14 protein-coding genes and 1 other RNA gene are annotated in these 17,928 nt (G+C 40.1%); all 15 read right to left on the bottom strand.

The features are described 5' to 3' along the window. A partial coding sequence (locus tag ACESOD_RS05160; protein WP_373094390.1) for a mucin-binding protein occupies positions 1 to 4,381 on the bottom strand: 4,381 nt, incomplete at its 3' end. Positions 4,382 to 4,843: 462 nt separating this feature from the next. Further along, positions 4,844 to 5,476, bottom strand: a complete 633-nt coding sequence (locus tag ACESOD_RS05155; protein WP_373094389.1) for a response regulator — start codon at positions 5,474 to 5,476, stop codon at positions 4,844 to 4,846. Between the two features lie 11 nt (positions 5,477 to 5,487). Next, positions 5,488 to 6,486 carry a sensor histidine kinase gene (locus ACESOD_RS05150; RefSeq protein ID WP_373094388.1) on the bottom strand — a complete coding sequence of 333 codons (999 nt, stop codon included), beginning with the start codon at positions 6,484 to 6,486 and terminating at the stop codon, positions 5,488 to 5,490. Then, on the bottom strand, positions 6,483 to 7,181 hold the full coding sequence (gene liaF / locus ACESOD_RS05145; RefSeq protein ID WP_373094387.1) for a cell wall-active antibiotics response protein LiaF: 699 nt from the start codon (positions 7,179 to 7,181) through the stop codon (positions 6,483 to 6,485). Before liaF ends, ACESOD_RS05150 begins: the two co-directional genes overlap by 4 nt. A 94-nt stretch (positions 7,182 to 7,275) precedes the next feature. Then, positions 7,276 to 8,277, bottom strand: a complete 1,002-nt coding sequence (gene fni, locus ACESOD_RS05140) for a type 2 isopentenyl-diphosphate Delta-isomerase (RefSeq protein WP_373094386.1) — start codon at positions 8,275 to 8,277, stop codon at positions 7,276 to 7,278. Next, the gene (locus tag ACESOD_RS05135; RefSeq protein ID WP_373094385.1) at positions 8,255 to 9,268 is read right to left on the bottom strand and encodes a phosphomevalonate kinase; all 1,014 of its coding nucleotides are present in this window, start codon (positions 9,266 to 9,268) and stop codon (positions 8,255 to 8,257) included. Before ACESOD_RS05135 ends, fni begins: the two co-directional genes overlap by 23 nt. After that, positions 9,255 to 10,208: a diphosphomevalonate decarboxylase gene (gene mvaD / locus ACESOD_RS05130; protein WP_373094384.1), complete on the bottom strand. Its 954-nt coding sequence runs from the start codon at positions 10,206 to 10,208 to the stop codon at positions 9,255 to 9,257. Before mvaD ends, ACESOD_RS05135 begins: the two co-directional genes overlap by 14 nt. Further along, a complete protein-coding gene (mvk, locus tag ACESOD_RS05125; protein WP_373094383.1) occupies positions 10,190 to 11,068 on the bottom strand; it encodes a mevalonate kinase in 879 nt (292 codons plus the stop codon). Before mvk ends, mvaD begins: the two co-directional genes overlap by 19 nt. A gap of 123 nt (positions 11,069 to 11,191) precedes the next feature. Beyond that, positions 11,192 to 12,124, bottom strand: coding sequence for a choline-binding protein CbpJ (gene cbpJ / locus ACESOD_RS05120; RefSeq protein WP_373094382.1), 933 nt, complete (start codon positions 12,122 to 12,124; stop codon positions 11,192 to 11,194). Positions 12,125 to 12,219: 95 nt separating this feature from the next. Further along, the gene (locus ACESOD_RS05115) at positions 12,220 to 12,909 is read right to left on the bottom strand and encodes a response regulator transcription factor (RefSeq protein ID WP_373094381.1); all 690 of its coding nucleotides are present in this window, start codon (positions 12,907 to 12,909) and stop codon (positions 12,220 to 12,222) included. A gap of 11 nt (positions 12,910 to 12,920) precedes the next feature. Continuing rightward, entirely contained in the window at positions 12,921 to 14,345 is a 1,425-nt protein-coding gene (gndA, locus tag ACESOD_RS05110; protein WP_373094380.1) for an NADP-dependent phosphogluconate dehydrogenase, read from the bottom strand. 76 nt (positions 14,346 to 14,421) lie between these two features. After that, complete coding sequence (mapZ, locus tag ACESOD_RS05105) at positions 14,422 to 15,885, bottom strand: cell division site-positioning protein MapZ (protein WP_373094379.1); 1,464 nt, start codon at positions 15,883 to 15,885, stop codon at positions 14,422 to 14,424. Between the two features lie 12 nt (positions 15,886 to 15,897). Further along, on the bottom strand, positions 15,898 to 17,055 hold the full coding sequence (locus ACESOD_RS05100; protein ID WP_373094378.1) for a THUMP domain-containing class I SAM-dependent RNA methyltransferase: 1,158 nt from the start codon (positions 17,053 to 17,055) through the stop codon (positions 15,898 to 15,900). An 81-nt stretch (positions 17,056 to 17,136) separates the two neighbouring features. Beyond that, positions 17,137 to 17,517, bottom strand: an RNA gene (gene rnpB / locus ACESOD_RS05095) — RNase P RNA component class B. Positions 17,518 to 17,535: 18 nt separating this feature from the next. Further along, the gene (gene gpsB / locus ACESOD_RS05090) at positions 17,536 to 17,865 is read right to left on the bottom strand and encodes a cell division regulator GpsB (RefSeq protein ID WP_000146538.1); all 330 of its coding nucleotides are present in this window, start codon (positions 17,863 to 17,865) and stop codon (positions 17,536 to 17,538) included. Between the last annotated feature and the right edge of the window lie 63 nt (positions 17,866 to 17,928).

Raw genomic sequence — 17,928 nt, 5'->3', positions numbered from 1 at the left:
TACCAGTATTTTGGTCTACATACTTGATAATAGCTTTTTGTTCTGCCTTACGGTAGACAACAGGTGTATCCTCTCCTGGTTTGTTAGGAGTTACACTTGGTGTATCTGTCACATAACCTGGGATGACTGGAGTTGGAGTTTCGCCACCCTTAGTTGGATCTTGTGGATCATTGTTGTACTGTGGAGTTGGTGCACTTGGAATTTTGTTTCCTTCTGGATCAACTGGAATGATCTTACCAAGTGGTTTATAAGTAACCTTATCCGTAACTTCTGGTTGATCTGGAGTAACTGTCTTAGATCCAGCTTCCTTCTTATCGGCATAGTAATGTTCAACAACTGGAACTGTTTCTTTGCCATAAGTGTGATTAGGTTGATCCCATGTTGTTGTACCATTTTTTTGTTTACCAGTAAAGGTGAAGTTATCTTGAACCTTATCAGCTGGAGTAGCTGTTCCTGCTCCTTCAAACGTTACCGTTTGTTTAGTTGGTTTTGTAACTTCAGTTGTTTTTGGTACATAGATGATTGGCGTATCTTCCCCTGGTTTGTCAGGTGTTACAGGTGTTCCTGGAGGTACTGATTTACCTGGTTTAGTTGGATCTTTTGGATCTGGAAGATGTGGTTCATAACCTGGTACATCTGGAACAACTGGTTGACCTGGTTTAGTTGGATCTGTTGGATCATTTGGATACTTCACTTCTGGTGTTGATGGGAAGTTTGGATCGTTTGGTGTCTCTGGTTTTGGAACCAAGTTTCCAAGTGGTTTGTAAGTTACAGTTTCTTCAAGATTTTCTTGAGTGACTGTCTTAGAAGCAACACTTCCTTTATCAGCGTAGTAGCCTGTCAAACCTGGTGTTGGAACTGCATCATAGTTAGTCTTATTCGCTGTCCATGTTGCATCAGGGTTAAGAACTTTACCTGTCACCTTATCAACATTTAAGGTACGTGTCCATTGTGCATTTTGAACATTATCAGCTGGGGCAGTTGCCTTACCGTCTGATACCACATAATGAACAGTTGACGTTACATCTTTCTTCCATTGATCTGTCGCAGGGTATTTAGGACTGTTTGGATCATCTGGATTGATTGGATCTGTTGGGTTATGTGGATCATTTGGTCCAACCGGTGTTACATCGTGTTTTAATTTAACTACGAATTCTTGATCAATGTTTTTATCATCATCAAATTTCTTTTGATCTGCAGTTGAGTTTGTAAATCCATCTTCTACAAGTTTGTAACCTTTATTAACAAAATCAGTAATCTTAGCTTCAGTTGAGTAGTTAATGGCTTCACCAGATTTACCTTCAACTTCATCTTTTGCTAATTCCTTATTATTATCACTTGTATCAATGTATTTGACAATAGCTTTTTGTTTTACTTTTTTATAGACAACAACTGTTTCATAGACACCCAAATCAGATTTGGCTACAATATTACGCCAATAAGTTTCTGAAACGGTACGTTTACCTGCTTGAGCATCAATAAGCGTTTCTGGTGCATTGCTTGAATCATATGAAACAGAAACTGAATCAGCGTTAGCCCCAGCTTTTAATCCAGGAACATTAGTTGACTTGATTTCTGCTTCATAGCCTTCGACTTTTGGCGAAGCGATAGTACCATAATTATAGATACCTGAATTTGTTTCAGCTTCTTTCCAACCTGTATCAGCGATGTTATCTCCATCGACATCAGAAATGTGATACTTCGCTTTACTATAAGCTGCTAAGAATTCATCACCATTTCTAACGCTTGAATTTCTCAAAATATTTTCGAAGCCTTCTTTATCGATTGAGACATCCAAAGTACGGTTCCATTCTGATGACTGGATAACATCTTCTTTAACTGGAGTTCCATCTTCGTAGACATATTTGATGATATTTTTATGAACACCAGTCGGGTTGATTTTAGTACCATTTGAAACCCAAATGTTTTGACGGTTATGATCAACAGGGTCAATACCATAGGTTCTATCTGTAGCGCTTACCCCACCAGAAGAAGAGCCTGTTTGAACAGATGCAGCGTTAGCAGGTTGAATATCTGGTCTTCCACTTATGAAACCAGCGATTGACATTGAACCGCTCCGTATATTAGTCCAAACAGAACTTTGTTTATCTTTAGTTTGGCTATCCCTACCATCTTTATTCATAGAATAGACGGTATAAGTTCCAACAGTAGAGCCACCGTTCTGACTAGCTGGACCGTTAAATTCGATTCTGTTTCCAGATGTTTTTGATTTATCTGAGATATAAAGGATATTTCCGTGTCCAATGTCCTGTGGGTTGTTCCCTTGAGGAATAGATACTGGTAATTTACCCGTAATTTCCCCTGCTGAAAGACCTTGTGAGTTTGTATATCTCATGAAGGATACATAAAGTGGGTTATTGAACTGGAAGACAGTATTCTTACTTGATCCCAAGGCTACGGAAATCAACTCCGCATAGAAGTTCGTATTATCGTCTCGGATATCTACGATAGAACCCTTATTAGCTTGGAAAAGTGGCTCAGACTTAGTACCACTCTGAGAACCAAGTGAAATGACATCGTCCCAGGCATTGTCGCCACGATTGTCCATTTGCACACGGAAAGTGGCAAAGTCATCTACTAAGATCTTACCATTTTCATTTAGACCAATATAGTTGTAACCATCGTAACTACCAGAAGGTCCACCACCGCTCCTAGGTCCTTTACCATCTGAATGGAAGGTATTTGTCGAATGTTTACCAAAGGCTACTCTTGAATCATTACCGAAATCAAGTGCTACACCGCGTCCTCTATTTTCAAAGCGAACTTTTGAATCCTGACCTGTGACAAGTTCTGAGTTATTACCCATCATAATACCGTCACGGCCGTTAAGCTCAAATGTTCCTTCTTCGCCAATAAGAACTCGGCTAGGACCATTTTTACGACCGTTGTTATTAGGACCGTAACCACCGAAACGATCCTTATCGGTAACTCCATCCCCTGGACGGTTTATACCAATTGAAATACCTTGACCGATGCTAGTATTTAAGACTAACTTAGAGCCTTTACCAGTTTCTACGGTACCACTATCAGCCATGAAAATACCAGCATTATGGTAGCGAGCACTATCAGTTCGGTTATCAGTGTTCATATTGATAGTAAGACTACCTTTATCTTTTACACTGACTTTAGCTCCACTTTCAAGAGTAATAGCATCCCCTTGAGAAGAGCGATTAAGCGTTAAGCTAGCTCCCTCAGCAACTGTTACAGATTTGGCATCGTGGATATTTGACTCACGACGTTGGTCCGAACGTCCAGCAGCGCCAACATTACGTTGTACGTATTGTGTCTGACCATTTGCTGCTTGATAACTGTCACTAACTGTTGAAGTTGTATTTCCTTTGATAACGACATTTGTGTTACCACCACCACCATAAAGTGATGAACCAACACTGGTTACGTTGTCAAAAGTGACAGTATTTGAACCGCTAGTTCTTGATAGTTCAATTGGACCTCTAGAGTTTGCTGAAGCAATCTTAAGATTTTTGAGGTTTAGTTCCCAGCTAGCTCCTGTCAATTCCAAAGTATGCGACAAGAGGTCTAGACGAGCATTGTCGTTCTTACCTTGGATAGTAACTGGACGTGATGGTGCATTAATGGTAGTTCTACGGTCTACAGAACCAGCAGTTGGTCTGTCTGTGTTACCATTGTCACCTTGAGCTACGATATCACCATTAACAGTGATTTCGCTGACATTTCCATCCTCTAAGGCTGAAACAAACTCACTCCAATTTGATACTTCACGTTTATTTTCTGAAGTAGCTCGACGTGTACGTGTTGAACGGCGTGCTTCAGCTGGAGCTGGAGCTTTATCAGTAGACTTATCGTCTTTTTCAGCAACTTCAGCTGGAGCTTTGTCAGTAGACTTATCGTCTTTTTCAGCGACTTTATCTGAAGCTTTGTCAGTAGACTTATCGTCTTTTTCAGCAACTTCAGCTTTACCTTCAGTTGTTTTTGCCGTATCTTCACTTGATTCTTTAGCTGATGCTTCTGATTTCTCAGATTTTGGACTTTCTGTTGTACCTTTTTCAGAATCTGAAGAAACTTCAGTTGTTTCTGGTTTTACAACAGCTTTATCTGCAAGTGTAGAATTTGACTCAGAAATTTCTGATACTACAGAAGGCTTTTCAGCTACTGTAGGTTTTGATTCAGAAGTTTCTGACACTGAAGATTCCGATGTGCTAGTTGAACTATCTGGACTAGCAGATACTACGGAAGTGGACAAAGTTTCTGAAACATTTGTCTCATCAGCGCTAGCGACTTGCCCACTCAAAAAGAAGGCAGTTCCCAAAAGAACAGACGCTAAACCAAAGCTATACTTACGTAAAGAAAAGCGTTGGCGTTCATTAAAATGATACTTCATTTTATTCTCCTTAAAATATTTGTAATTTTTTACATATACTAGTATAGCACTTCAAATTAATATTTCAACTATTTTTATATTTTAATAGTCTTTTAGAACTGATTTTTTTTTGTCGGAATATTTTTATCCACTATAACTGTGGATTTTTTTAATAATAAAAATGTTTTTTGTAAAATAATAGACTCCTTTATACATTATAATAAAAAACTTTATTAGATATGGCATAAATATTACAGAATGTATCACTTAGATAATCTTCCTAGTTCTTTAATAACTTTAAACGAAACATTTTATGCGTGTTAATAGAATAAGTAAAAAATCGTAAAAATAAAATAAAATAGACCAGTTTTCCTGATCCATTTATTCTATACTTATGAATTATATAGATACGTTCTTAACTAAAAGTAAATCTTTTGAATTACTTTTGAAAAATAAACCTTGCTTTGGCACCAAAAGATTCATCTAAAAATCCTCATGCCCTACTAAGTGATGCTGAAAGGCATATACTGCTGCCTGGGTGCGGTCGCTAACCTGAAGTTTAGCAAGGATGTTTGAAACATGAGTTTTTACAGTTTTGAGGGAGATAAACAATTCATCTGCGATCCGCTGATTTTCATAACCCTTAGCAATTAGTTGAAGGACATCCCGTTCACGCGCAGTCAAGTCCTCATGTAGTTCGACGTGATTACGGTTATATTCTACCTTCTTGCTCACCTCTTGTTCAATTGCAAATTCACCGGCTGCCACCTTACGAACAGCGTGCAGCAATTCGTCTGCGCTCGAAGTCTTAAGCATATATCCTCTAGCCCCAGCATTCAAAACCGGCATAATTTTTTCATTGTCTAGGTAAGATGTCACGATCAAGATTTTAGCCTCTGGCCATTCTCTGAGAATAGCTAGTGTCGCGTCAATCCCATTGACTTCAGGCATGACAATATCCATGACAATCACATCTGGACGAAGCTCTAAGGCCATGGAAATCCCTTCCGCACCATTGGTTGCTTCTCCTACAACCTCTACATCATCTTGTAATTCAAAATAACTTTTTAAACCCAGACGCACCATTTGGTGGTCATCTACCAATAATAGTTTCATCTTACTTCCTCTTATCTATCCAAATCAAGCAAGGGAATGCGAATATCCACTGCTAAACCTTGCTTGGGAGCTGTTAGTAATTGTATAGTCCCAGCCATATCTTCCACTCGTTCTTTGATATTTCGCAGACCATAGCTCAGTTCATCAACATCATCCAGCTGAAAACCACGACCATTGTCTGCAACCTTCAACTGTAATTCTGTTTCCGTTTGATAAAGGTAAACATCTAGACAGGAAGCTTGTGCATGACGAAGTGTATTACTAATCAATTCTTGGACAATACGGAAGACATGCTCCTCAATCTTTTTAGGTAATGCAGTTACCTGATATTTAAAGCTTACCTTCAGCTCACTTTTTTCTTCTAGCTCTTTGAGGAGTAGCTGAATCCCCTCCACCAAGCTTTTTTGTTCCAGTTCAATCGGTCGTAGATGCAAAAGAAGAATGCGCAAGTCTCTTTGAGCTGTCTCTAAAATGGCAGTCACACTTTGGAGTTGTGTTTGCATCTTCTCTCTGTCTAATTTGGAAGCTTGTTGGCTGAGTCCTGATAAAATCATATGGGCAGCAAAAATTTCTTGACTAACCGTATCATGCAAGTCACGTGCGATTCGCTTGCGCTCCTTTTCAACAATTTCTTCTTCTTTGACCAAGGCCTGATTGTCTGCTTTTTGAATAGCTTCTGTCAACAAACCAAGCTTTCCTGATAAGTTTCTAAAACTTGCGTCTAAGTCAGCATCTCCCAGACTTTCAATATCTTTGCCAGCTAGCAGGCGTTTGAGATTTGCTTGGATTCTTCTTTTTGAAATTTCGTCAACAATTGTCCAGAATAGAACTAATAAAAATGCCAGGGCAAGACTAAACATCAAGCCTAAAAATACGACTTTTTCTGTCTTTTCTATATCTTGAAAGAGAGAAGTCCACTCTAAATCCAGAACTTTAAAAATGCTTCGAAAGAGAAAGACAACAAAAAGAAACGAGGTGAGACCGATTAAAATATAGGGTTGCTTTTTCATCCTCGCACCACCTCAACATCTCCAATCATAGTTGTCAAAAGAATCTTAACACTCTTTGGACTCTTGAGATAATCCCTGGTTTCTTGATGAAATTGCTCATTGCGCAAAGCTCGTTTAGGCTGGTCAAAAAAGGTTAAATCTCCGTACAGAGAATTAACACTAAGACTGACTTCTACATCCACTGGTACAATAATTCTAGTCGTACCGACTAGTTTTCTCAAGATGATGACATTATCATGATTGCTCAAAATCACGTGTTCTAGATGAATGGTATCCTTCCCCATAAGACGAAAAAGGTTGATATCATCAAAGCGGCAGGTCTGGTAACTTGAGAAGTGGTGGAGATCTCCAAACCAGCGATTTTTCTCCCTCTTTACTGTCACTACCTCTTCAAAAATCAAATTGGTATCTTCTCTTTCCTGGTTCATCATAGGATAAAGCAAGAACAGGCTGTATATCAAGGCCACAAAGATGGCTAAAATGACAAAGGGATTGAGCATGATGATAAAGAAAAATAGGATGCTCACTGCCACTAATATGAGGTTATTTCCCTGTCTTCCAGTATAGTATCGAATCAGCAGTAAGAACAAGAGCAAAATGAGCAGAAAACGGGAAAAATGCTCTGATACCATCATAATCAGAGCTCCTGTCAATAAACAAGCTTCAATAAATAGAAAAATTTGAAATTTTCGCATGTATCCGTCCTCTCTATTTTATTGTATCACAAAACCAAAATGTCACATCAGTCTGAGGAATGATAAAAAGACCGGGACTAAAATCCCGACCTCCTTATAGTTGATCTTTTGCTTCTTTTAATTTTCCGTAAAGGAGATAGTCGACCTCTTGCAAATCCTCAATTCTTTTACAATTAAGGGCACACATGATTAGACGTAGGTCTTCCTTCCAGCTTTCAACAATAGTAATAACGACATCCACTGGGTAGTTTTCAACCAACTCTAACATGGTGCGTGACAGCCCAACTGCCTTTGCTCCAAAGACCAAGCATTTGATGATGTCTAGTGGATTGCGAACACCTCCACTTACCAAAAGGTCCATCTTGTCTTTCCAGTCCTGGGCATTCAGAAGGGTTTGCATGGTCGATTGCCCCCAATCATTGAGGTAGTCCCGTTGACCACTACGACGATTTTCGATATAGGCAAAACTAGTTCCCCCACGGCCAGACAAATCAACCGTACGTATCCCCATCTCATACGCCTTAGCAATAGTCTTCACATCCATGCCAAAGCCGACCTCTTTTAAAACAAGGGGCACAGAGATTTGCTCAGCATAATCTTTCAGATTGCTTTGCCACAATCTAAATTGCCGTTCGCCTTCTGGCATGAGTAATTCCTGCATAACATTAACATGGACTTGCAAGAGAAGAGGATTCATCTCTTGGACCGTTTGTAGCCCCAGTTCAACAGGTTTATCCAAGCCAATATTGGTTCCAAAGAGGAGGTCTGGGTGATTTGATTTGACAGAGAAAGAGTCATCCGATGGATTCTTTAGGGCAGCGCTGTAGGAACCCGTTACAAATAAAATCCCACAGGCCTCTGCCACCTGAGCCAATTTTTGATTGATTTCTCTGCCCTTGTCACTACCACCTGTCATGGCATTTATATAAAAAGGAAAGTCCCATTTGCGCCCTGCAAATTCTGTCGAAAGATCAATCTCATCTATATCATACAAGGGTAGCGAAGAATGAATCAATTCAACTTCATCAAAACTATTATAAGAACTTTTTTGTTCAAGGGCATAGCGGATGTGTTCATCCTTCCGATTTGTCGTCATGTCCTATCCTTTCTTGATACAAGAGCTCAATCCCAAGATCAGCCCAGCGTTTTTTCAGTAATGTGGTCGAATCTTGGTCAAAACTGAGGGCTATCCCACAGTCTCCACCACCAGCACCACTACTTTTAGCAACAGCTTTTAAGTTTCTGCTGGCATCTTTTAATTGTCTGAGCGAAGGTGTGTAAATATCTGAACTCAAGCCTTCTAAAAGTTGGCTGGCTTGTTCTAACAAGGCAATAATGGTTTCTTCTTGCCCTTCCTGCAATGCTTTCACCAAAGAGTTTACTGTTTCTTTTGAAGCCTGCAAAAAGCTAGCGTTCATATTGTTCTTGATTTGCTTGACCATATGACTAGACACAGCTACTTCCTTGGTCCAACCCACCAGAAAATCAAATTTCAAGGCAGGTTCAACACTAGAAATAGAAAAGCCCCAATCACGTGCCAATACAGTTGGCAAGTCTTCCTTTCCTAGCCATTGTGCCACTTTCTCCCGATCAAATGACTGATAGAGGACTAGGTCTTTTGAAACGATACAGGCAATGTCACCCATGGAACCATTGTCCCCACGTTTGAGAAGGACTGCACTCGCCAGTTTAAACAAGAGGTCTCTTTCAGCTGTTCTTTCATAGAAAGCAAGCATAGCCTTGATAACCAAAACAACGACACTACCACTAGAACCCAGACCAAACTTCTTACCTTCACGTTCCATTTTTCCACGAACATCTAGGGAAAAAGGACGCAAGTCAACTCCTTGGGCAGTCAAATATTCCTCCACCAAGGCAACTGTTTCTTGAATCAAGGCATAAGAAGAATCTGGGCGCATATCTACACTATAGGTAAACATATCTGAGTAGAGTCGATAAGCATCAGATGTTTTAATCTCAGCCATCATATAGATGGGAATAGCCTTTATCAGTGCCAACTGTCCTGGTTCTAAAATGGCATACTCACCAGCCCAGTAGAGCTTCCCACAAGTTTTAACAATCGTCATCTTGGCTCAAGTCCTTTGTCTTTGATACAATCAAGCGATAGCGTTGTCCTAAGAGTTCTGACAAATGTTCCAAGTCTTTTTCTAAACAAAGAACCTTTACATTAGGCCCTGCGTCCATGGTGAAGTAACAAGATTCTCCTTGTTCTCTAAGCTGACGAACGAAATCCATAGCCTCATAACTCGCATCCGTCAGGTAAGAGAAGGATGGAGTTGCTGTTTTTGTCGTAGCATGCATAGCGAGAGCATTTTTCTCTGTTAATTCTCCAACCTTCTCAAAGTCGTTTTCCTTGAGGTAGACTAACATATCCTGGTAGTCTTGTTCAGATTGACGAATCCACTCATCAAAAGTTGTCGAAGTTTCGATACAGAGTTTCATGCCATCTCGACTAGAGATTGGTTTTTTCTGGTCTTCTAAAACCAACATAATCATAGCTAGTTTCAAGTCAGTCTCGACTGGATAAATCTCTCCACTATCCTTGTCCCAAGCTGCTAAGGGGCCATAAAAACTACGAGATGAAGAACCCGATGCAAATTTAGCTTCCAAGGCCAACTCTTTACGATCTAATCCTAATTGGAAATAGGCGTTGCAGGCTTTGACCAGGGCAGATAAGCCACTGGAACTTGAAGAAAGACCTGCCGCTGTTGGCATATTGTTCTGGGTGTCAATACGAACAAAACCTGCTCCTTCGGGACGGTAGCGATCAATGATTTTACTCATTTTGACATGCTCAGCTTCGTTTTGCAACTGACCATTGATGTAGAAAGCATCCGAGCTTGCATCTGCTGGTAAAGGAGAAAGTGTTGTTTCCGTATACATATTTTCTAAGGTTAGAGAAATACTGCTAGTTGCAGGAACCATCTCTTTTTCTGCTTTCTTCCCCCAATATTTGATAATGGCAATATTGGCATAGGAACGTACTGTTACAGGCTTTCGATCCATGTCTGAACAGCTCCTTTCTCTTCTAATCTTTCTGCTAGTTCTTGCGCTTGGCTTACATTAGAAACCAGGGCGATAATACAGCCTCCTAGACCACCACCACTCATCTTGGCTCCTAGGGCTCCATGTTCAAGAGCAGTTTCCACCAAGGCATCAGCCTCAAGGCTACTAACTCCTATTTCTTTTAGATTTCCATGTGCTTTTGTTAAAAACTCTCCCAGCTTCACGGCATCTTTTGTTTTTATTGCTTCTTCTGCTTGCTGGGTCAACTCTCCTAGTGCATGCAAGAAAGGTAAGGCTTCCTTACCCTTGCTCTCTACAACTTGAATAGCTTCACGAGTGTGTCCATAAACTCCTGTATCTGCAATGATCAGATAAGCTGATAAATCCATGGTTAATTCTTCAAAACCAACATTCTTAATAAAACGGATAGGTTGGTCACTAAGACAGGTCTTAGCATCCAATCCACTAGGATTCATATGGGCAATCATCTCCGCCCGATTGACTAAAATCTCTAAAACATCTCGCGGAAGTTCTGCTTGGTAATAATCAAATACTGCACGAATGGCTGCAATACTTATGGCTGCTGAGGACCCCATCCCCCGTTTTTCAGGAATAGCCGAGTCAATTTGACAACGAATGCAAGCTTCTTTGATATTCAAATACTCGAGAGAAGCATAGACAGCCATAGACAAGGTATCCTCTTCGAAAAGACGCCATGGTGTCGCTGCAGGAACTACCCGACAAGTCACCTCTACCTCTAAAAGAGGCAAAGAGATGGCTGGATAGCCATAAACGACTGCATGCTCTCCTATTAAAATAATTTTACTATGTGCCTGACCGACACCAACTTCTTTTGTCATTTAATCCTTCTATCAGACGAAAACCGTCTTTTTCTAGATAAAATTTTAGAACTTTATTCCTTTCTATTTTATTATATTTTCACAAAAAAAGCGATTGTTTCCTTTCACAATCGCTTGTTTTCATTACTGTACCCATTCACCATTATAGTTGACCTGGTAGCCACCTACTGTGGTATTTACAGCTAAGGCACCTGAACTATAGGCATAGTACCATTTACCATTGACCTGGAACCAGCCTGTCACCATAGCTCCTGATGAACGGAGGTAATACCAAGTATTATCGACATAAATCCAGCCAGTTTTCATATCACCATTTTGAGCATCTAAATAATACCAAGTTAAACCATCTAGATACCAACCGGTCGCCATAGCACCTGATGAACGGAGATAGTACCACTTGTTACCAAGATACTGCCAACCAGTTTGCATTGCAGCGGTTGTTGGATCAAGATAGTACCAAGTCGAATTGTCGTTAATCCAACCAGCACGTCTTTCACCACCAATAAAGTTTTCTCCATTAATTTCAGTTTTAGCTAGATAATACCAATTAGACTGATCATAAAGCCAACCTGTCTCTAAAGAATGATTCTGATTAAAGTAATAGTTCGTGTAATAACGCTTCTCTTCATTGTCTTCACGTTTTTCCCCGTACTTTCTTCCAACACTGTCTTTAGTTTTAATCTCTAATGCTTTCCAACCAACAAACTCTTGTAGCACTCCATTCTGATCGAAGTAGTACCACTCTGACTTTGGAAAACCTTCTAATCTCACACCATTTGGGTAAGGACCAATTGTACTACCTTTAGATGGAAACGGGATATATTGCCAGCCGACAACCATTTCTCCTGATACATGATCAAAATAATAGTACTTCCCATCAATCACTCTCCAGGCCTTTTCTTTGATATCACCCTTCTTGTAGTAGGTTCTACCATTTTCTTGAACAAATTGCCAGCCTTCAGAATCCGAATCATCTGCAAATACTGTACTTGTTGCTAACAGACTTAAGAAAAAGACTGCTAGACCGACTTGCATCATTTTTTTCAAAAATTTCATTTTTGTATCCTCCAAAATGATTATAGCAAAAATCAAATCATATGTCAACATTTCAACGACTCAAAAAAAGCAGTTACAAAACTGCAACTGCTTTTCTATTCTTGCATGGTGTAACCAACACCACGCACGGTTTTAATGTAGCTCTTTTGACCTTTGACGTCAAGTTTACTACGTAGATAACGGATATAAACGTCCACTATATTGGTTTCGGTCGCACTTTCATACTTCCAAACACTTTCCAGCAATTGTTCACGAGTCAAAACCTTCTTACTTCCCATAAGGGTAGCTAAGAGGTCATATTCACGACGTGTCAGAGCAATCATCTCCTCGCCACGATAGACGGTATGATGTTCTACATCCATACGCAGATTGCGATAAGCTGTCGGAACTTTCATCTGACTACAGTGTTGGTCGATGAAATCTCGACCTCGGAAGATAGCTGAAATACGACTGACCAAATCATCGATAATGATTGGTTTATAGATGTATGAAACAGCGAAACGCTGGATTGTTTCAAGTTGGTCTTGCAATTCTTCTCGATGGTCCAAGACCATAATAACCGAAGCTGGCTTAGTCCGACTCAACTGTTCTGCAAAATCCTGGGCTGTCATATCCCCTAGATGAGCATTCAGTAAAATCAAGTCATAGTCTGTCTGAAGAGCCATGGAGAGGGCTTTTTGTCCCTCTTCTACCTGATCAACTCGGTATTGCTCTTTTTGGAGTTCCAGACTTAAAAAATGAGCTAGATTTCTTTCTTTCTCAAGTAATAAAATCCGTTTCCCCATGGCTGACCTACTTATTTTTCGTCATACCAAGAGTAGTGGAAGGTTCCTTCTTTATCCTTACGTTGGTAAGTGTGGGCACCAAAGTAGTCACGTTGTGCTTGGATCAAGTTCGCTGGAAGATCAGCTGAACGGTAGCTATCAAAGTAAGTAATAGCTGCTGAGAATGTTGGTACTGGTACACCTGCTTGAACAGCAAGAGCTACGATATCACGAACTGATTGTTGGTACTTAGCAGTTACGTCCAAGAAGTACTCATCCAAAAGAAGGTTAGCAAGATCTGCATCACGGTTGTAAGCATCTGTGATCTTTTGCAAGAAACGTGAACGGATGATACATCCATCACGCCAGATAGATGCGATGTCCGCAAATGGCAAGTTCCAGTCGTTTTCTTTAGAAGCTACACGCAATTGAGCAAAACCTTGTGCGTATGAGATGATTTTTGAGAAGTAAAGGGCTTGGCGGATTTTTTCAATCAACTCAGCCTTATCACCTTCAAATTTGAAAGCAGCTGGTTTTGGAAGAGCCTTGCTGGCATGTACACGCTCTCCTTTGTAAGTAGAGATGTAGCGCGCAAATACTGACTCAGTAATGAGTGACAATGGCACACCAAGGTCAAGCGCTGATTGGCTAGTCCATTTACCAGTTCCTTTGTTACCTGCAGCATCAAGAATGTAGTCTACGATTGGTCCATCTTGACCTTCATCGTCTTTGCGTCCAAGGATATCAGCTGTAATTTCAATCAAGTAGCTGTCCAATTCACCCTTGTTCCACTCAGTAAAGATTTCAGCCATATCTTCTGCAGAAAGACCAAGCAAGTGTTGCATAAGATCGTAGCTTTCTGCGATCAATTGCATATCACCGTACTCGATACCATTGTGGACCATTTTCACATAGTGACCAGCTCCATCAGGACCGATGTATGTCACACATGGTTTTCCATCTTCTGGTGCTTTAGCTGAGATTTCTTCAAGAACATCAGCCACCAAGTCGTAAGCTTCTTTTTGTCCACCAGGCATGATAGAAGGACCTTCAAGGGCACCTTTTTCACCACCAGATACACCAGTACCGATAAAGTTGATACCTGAGTTCGCCAATTCTTCATTACGACGGATGGTATCTTTATAGAAAGTGTTTCCTCCGTCGATCAAAATATCACCTTTATCCAAGTGTGGAAGAAGGGCTTGAATCGTCGCATCTGTACCAGGTCCTGCTTGAACCATAAGCATGATACGACGTGGTTTTTCAATTGAATTTACGAAACTTTCGATATCATAGCTTGGCACGAAGTTTTTATCAGGGTGGCAAGCAATCACATCTTCAGTTTTTTCTTTACTACGGTTATAAATAGCAACTGTATAACCACGGGATTCAATATTAAGGGCAAGGTTACGACCCATTACGGCCATACCAACAACACCAAAGTTAGCTTTTGTCATGTGACACTCCTCTTGTTTAATATGTTTTATTTTATCATGTTTATCTGTGAAAAGAAAGAATTTTGTAACAATTTGACTAGTAGTCTAAATCATCTGCATGTCCAGAACCATTCCCTACAAAGTAACCTGTCTTACAATTAAGGGTAAAGAGATAGGTACCATCTGGTTTATAAAGGTTGTAATAACCATTGCCATTAACAATATTCACAGGTTCTAAAATGTATTGGTTACCTGTAATGTAGCCACGCGCACGTGAAGTCTCAAGAATGCGTTCAAGGACACCATCTGCAAAAGTCCAAGCAGGATTACTACTATCACTTACAGCGGCTTGATTATACGGTACTCGACTGACACTTCTTTGTAGGTTCACACCATTGCTTGCTAGTCCACTATTTAGGATATTATTTGCTGAGGCTGTTTCACCCGCTGAAGTTGATGCATTAGCAGAACTGCTAGCATTGCTTTCAGTTGCTGAGCTTGACTCTGTTTGGCTTGATGAACTTGACTGACTACTGCTTGAGCTTGTAGAACTTGAAAGTTGACTCTTACCGAGACTAATAGCCTTATCTAGCAGTTTATCAATTTCAGTATTCCCAGTCTTAACTTCGGTAAATTTAGCATCTGCTTTTACTTTAGCATTTGTATCTAGAACACCATCTGTAATAGCTGGCGTTTCAAATTGAGCATTAACATCTTGTACTGCCTTGATTTGTGTTTCAAGACTATCGTATTTTGATTTAGCAAGAGTATGCTCTCTAGCTCCCTCAAGTTTATCTAAAAGTTCTTTGAGCTGATTCAATTGACTAAACTGACTATTTTTTAGGGCAGTTTTATTCTCATCAGTATAAAAAGTGTCATAGAGACTGTTAAATTGATCGAGTATTGCTTGATTGCTTACTAAACCTGCATCAGATGACTGAGACTGAATTTCTTGAGAAGAACGCGTAATTTGACGATAAACGTAGTAGCTACCCCCAATAATCAAGACAACAATGGCTAAAAGAGCTGACAAGATGACCCACAGTTTTTTGCGTCGTGGCTCATCCTCTTCTTGAAGAGAGCGAGCTAGAATTTGGGGTTCTTCTTGTGAAGTTTCCTCATTTTCTACCTGTTCTGGTTCAAATACTTCCTCTACAAGATTTTTATCCATAACTAAAGTTTCTTCTAATGGCGAAAGGAGAACTTCTTCAGTTGCTACTCCCTCTTCTTCAGCAAACTTTTCTGATTCAGAGACTTCTTCTACTGGTTCCACCTCTTCTTCAATCGTTTCTTTAGCATCTTGGATCAAATCATCGAGACTTTGAAGTTCCTCTTTCTTCGCCTGAATGTTTGTAAATTTATCAGCTTCGATTTCTTCACGGTGTTGTTTAATGTATTTGTCCAAAATCGTATCATCAGGAGTTACACCTGCTTCGATTTCTTCATTTTTTCGAATAACTTGTCCAACTGTCAGATCCTTAGCTTCCTCAAAGTCAAACTGAGGTTCCTGAGATGTTTTCTCCGGTTCTAACATTTCTTCTTTTTTATCCTTCTGATCCATGGTAGCTCCTTTCTAATCTGTCAAATTTCTTTTGACACGTTGACCAAAATATTGATACAAATCAACTTTCAAAGTACCATTATAGAGTTTTCGTTTTTTATCTGCCTGACTACCATATTTACTTTCAAAGGCTTCATCACTTGTCAGAATAAACTTACTCCAAGTTTTGAGCGACTCAAAAACCTCACCCATTTCAGCATAAAGTTTAGTTACTCCTGCATCATCTGACAGACGTTCACCATATGGTGGATTAGAGATAATGACTCCATTAATCTTATCCGTACGCAAATCCTGTACGCGCATCTGTTTAAAGAGAATATCTCCAGATACTCCTGCTGCCTGGGCATTGGCTTTGGCAATTTCCACCATACGACCATCGATATCACAACCCATAATATCCAGTTCAATCTCTCGATTTATCTGCTTGCTTGCCTCAGTTCTGACTTCTTGAATCAAGCGGTCACTAACCCAGTTCCACTCTTCAAAGGCAAATGAACGACGCAAACCTGGTGCCATCTTGCGCGCAATCATAGCCGCCTCAATACAGAAGGTTCCCGAACCACAGGTTGGATCAATCAAAGGCTTATCAGGGTACCAGTTTGACAGTTGCAAAATCGCAGCTGCCATATTCTCCTTGATTGGAGCACCACCTTTTTCAGTACGGTAACCACGTTTAAAGAGACTTGAACCAGTCGTATCAATCATAACAGTCGCTATATCTTTCAAAATAGAAACTTCTATCTTGAACTCTGGACCATTCTCCATCAGGGGAACACCTTCTGGTCGTGCATAGTGTTTTTGTAGTTTCTTAACAACTGCCTTTTTAGAAATTGCCTGCACACTTGGCTCATTGTGTAATTTTGACTTGACACACTTAGCCTTGGCAATTGGGAAACGGGCTCCAAGTGGGAGATAGTTCTCCCAATCTAGAGCAAAAACACCTTGGAAGAGTTCTTCAAATGTTTTTGCAGGAAAAGTTCCCACAACAATTTTGATTCTATCTGCAGCTCTTAGCCACAGGTTGGTTTGGATAATCGCTTTAACATCACCTTGAAAACGAACACGCCCATTTTCAACTTGACAATCATAACCCAAATCTCTCACTTCACGTCCAACTACAGCTTCCAAACCCGCCGCAGCAGTCGCAATTAAATTAAATGTTGTTTTCATTTCAGTCTTTTATAGACCTTTCTTTATTCACTTTAAAAAATGAGGTTGAGAATATATCTCAGCCCCAACCTATATGCAATTTTCTATAAGCCATGTTTTGTTCCAGAAGTGACTAGGACCACTTCCTTCGATAATCATCTGTCTACCACTAGCAGCTCTAGCTGCTAGCAGTCAGAGTACTACGTTCGTTTCCGCGCACTCCATGCCCCGACCAAAATTTGGGTTGCTAGCTTGAGGGGTTTACCGCGTTCCACTCTCTCTGTTTCCAGAGAGACTCCGTCACTGTGGCACTTTCAAGTCTACTCTGACATATCCTAAGACTTAGCCATTTCAACTGCCGTAACGATTTCTCGTCCCTAGGCTTATGGTTTCGCCTAGCACAAACACTACAGGCATCACAGCCTGTGCTAGCATGGACTTTCCTCATGAAAAGAAACTCTCTTCACGCGATTATCCAAAAATTGCACAACAGAAGTATTCTTAGAAATCAGAATTATCCATGATTTGTTTGCCAAATACTTCTTTTTCAAGACGATTCAAACGTTTCAAAATATCAAAGTTTGTCATAGAAGTTGTACTTCCAAGCTCTGCTGGTTCAGAAGCTACTGGAGTCACTTGAGGTTTTTTCGCCAATTCCTCTTTCAACTCTGCAATTTCTAAACGGAGTGACTTTACTAATGCTGCATAAGTTTCATAATCCTTGATGACGTCATCCAAGAATTCATCAACCTCTGCTTTACTATATCCACGTACTTCTCTTCCAAAATCCTGCTCAAAAATATCTTTTGCTGTAAAAATAATACTTGCCATGTCTCTCTCCATTCTCAGTTGCTAGTATTATTATATAAAAAAAGGCAAACAAAAAGCAAGGTC

This window comes from Streptococcus oralis (genome assembly GCF_964238205.1).
Taxonomy (GTDB): domain Bacteria; phylum Bacillota; class Bacilli; order Lactobacillales; family Streptococcaceae; genus Streptococcus; species Streptococcus oralis_CZ.
The sequence above is the reverse complement of the archived record's forward strand: the minus strand, read 5'-3'. Positions and strand labels throughout refer to the sequence as shown.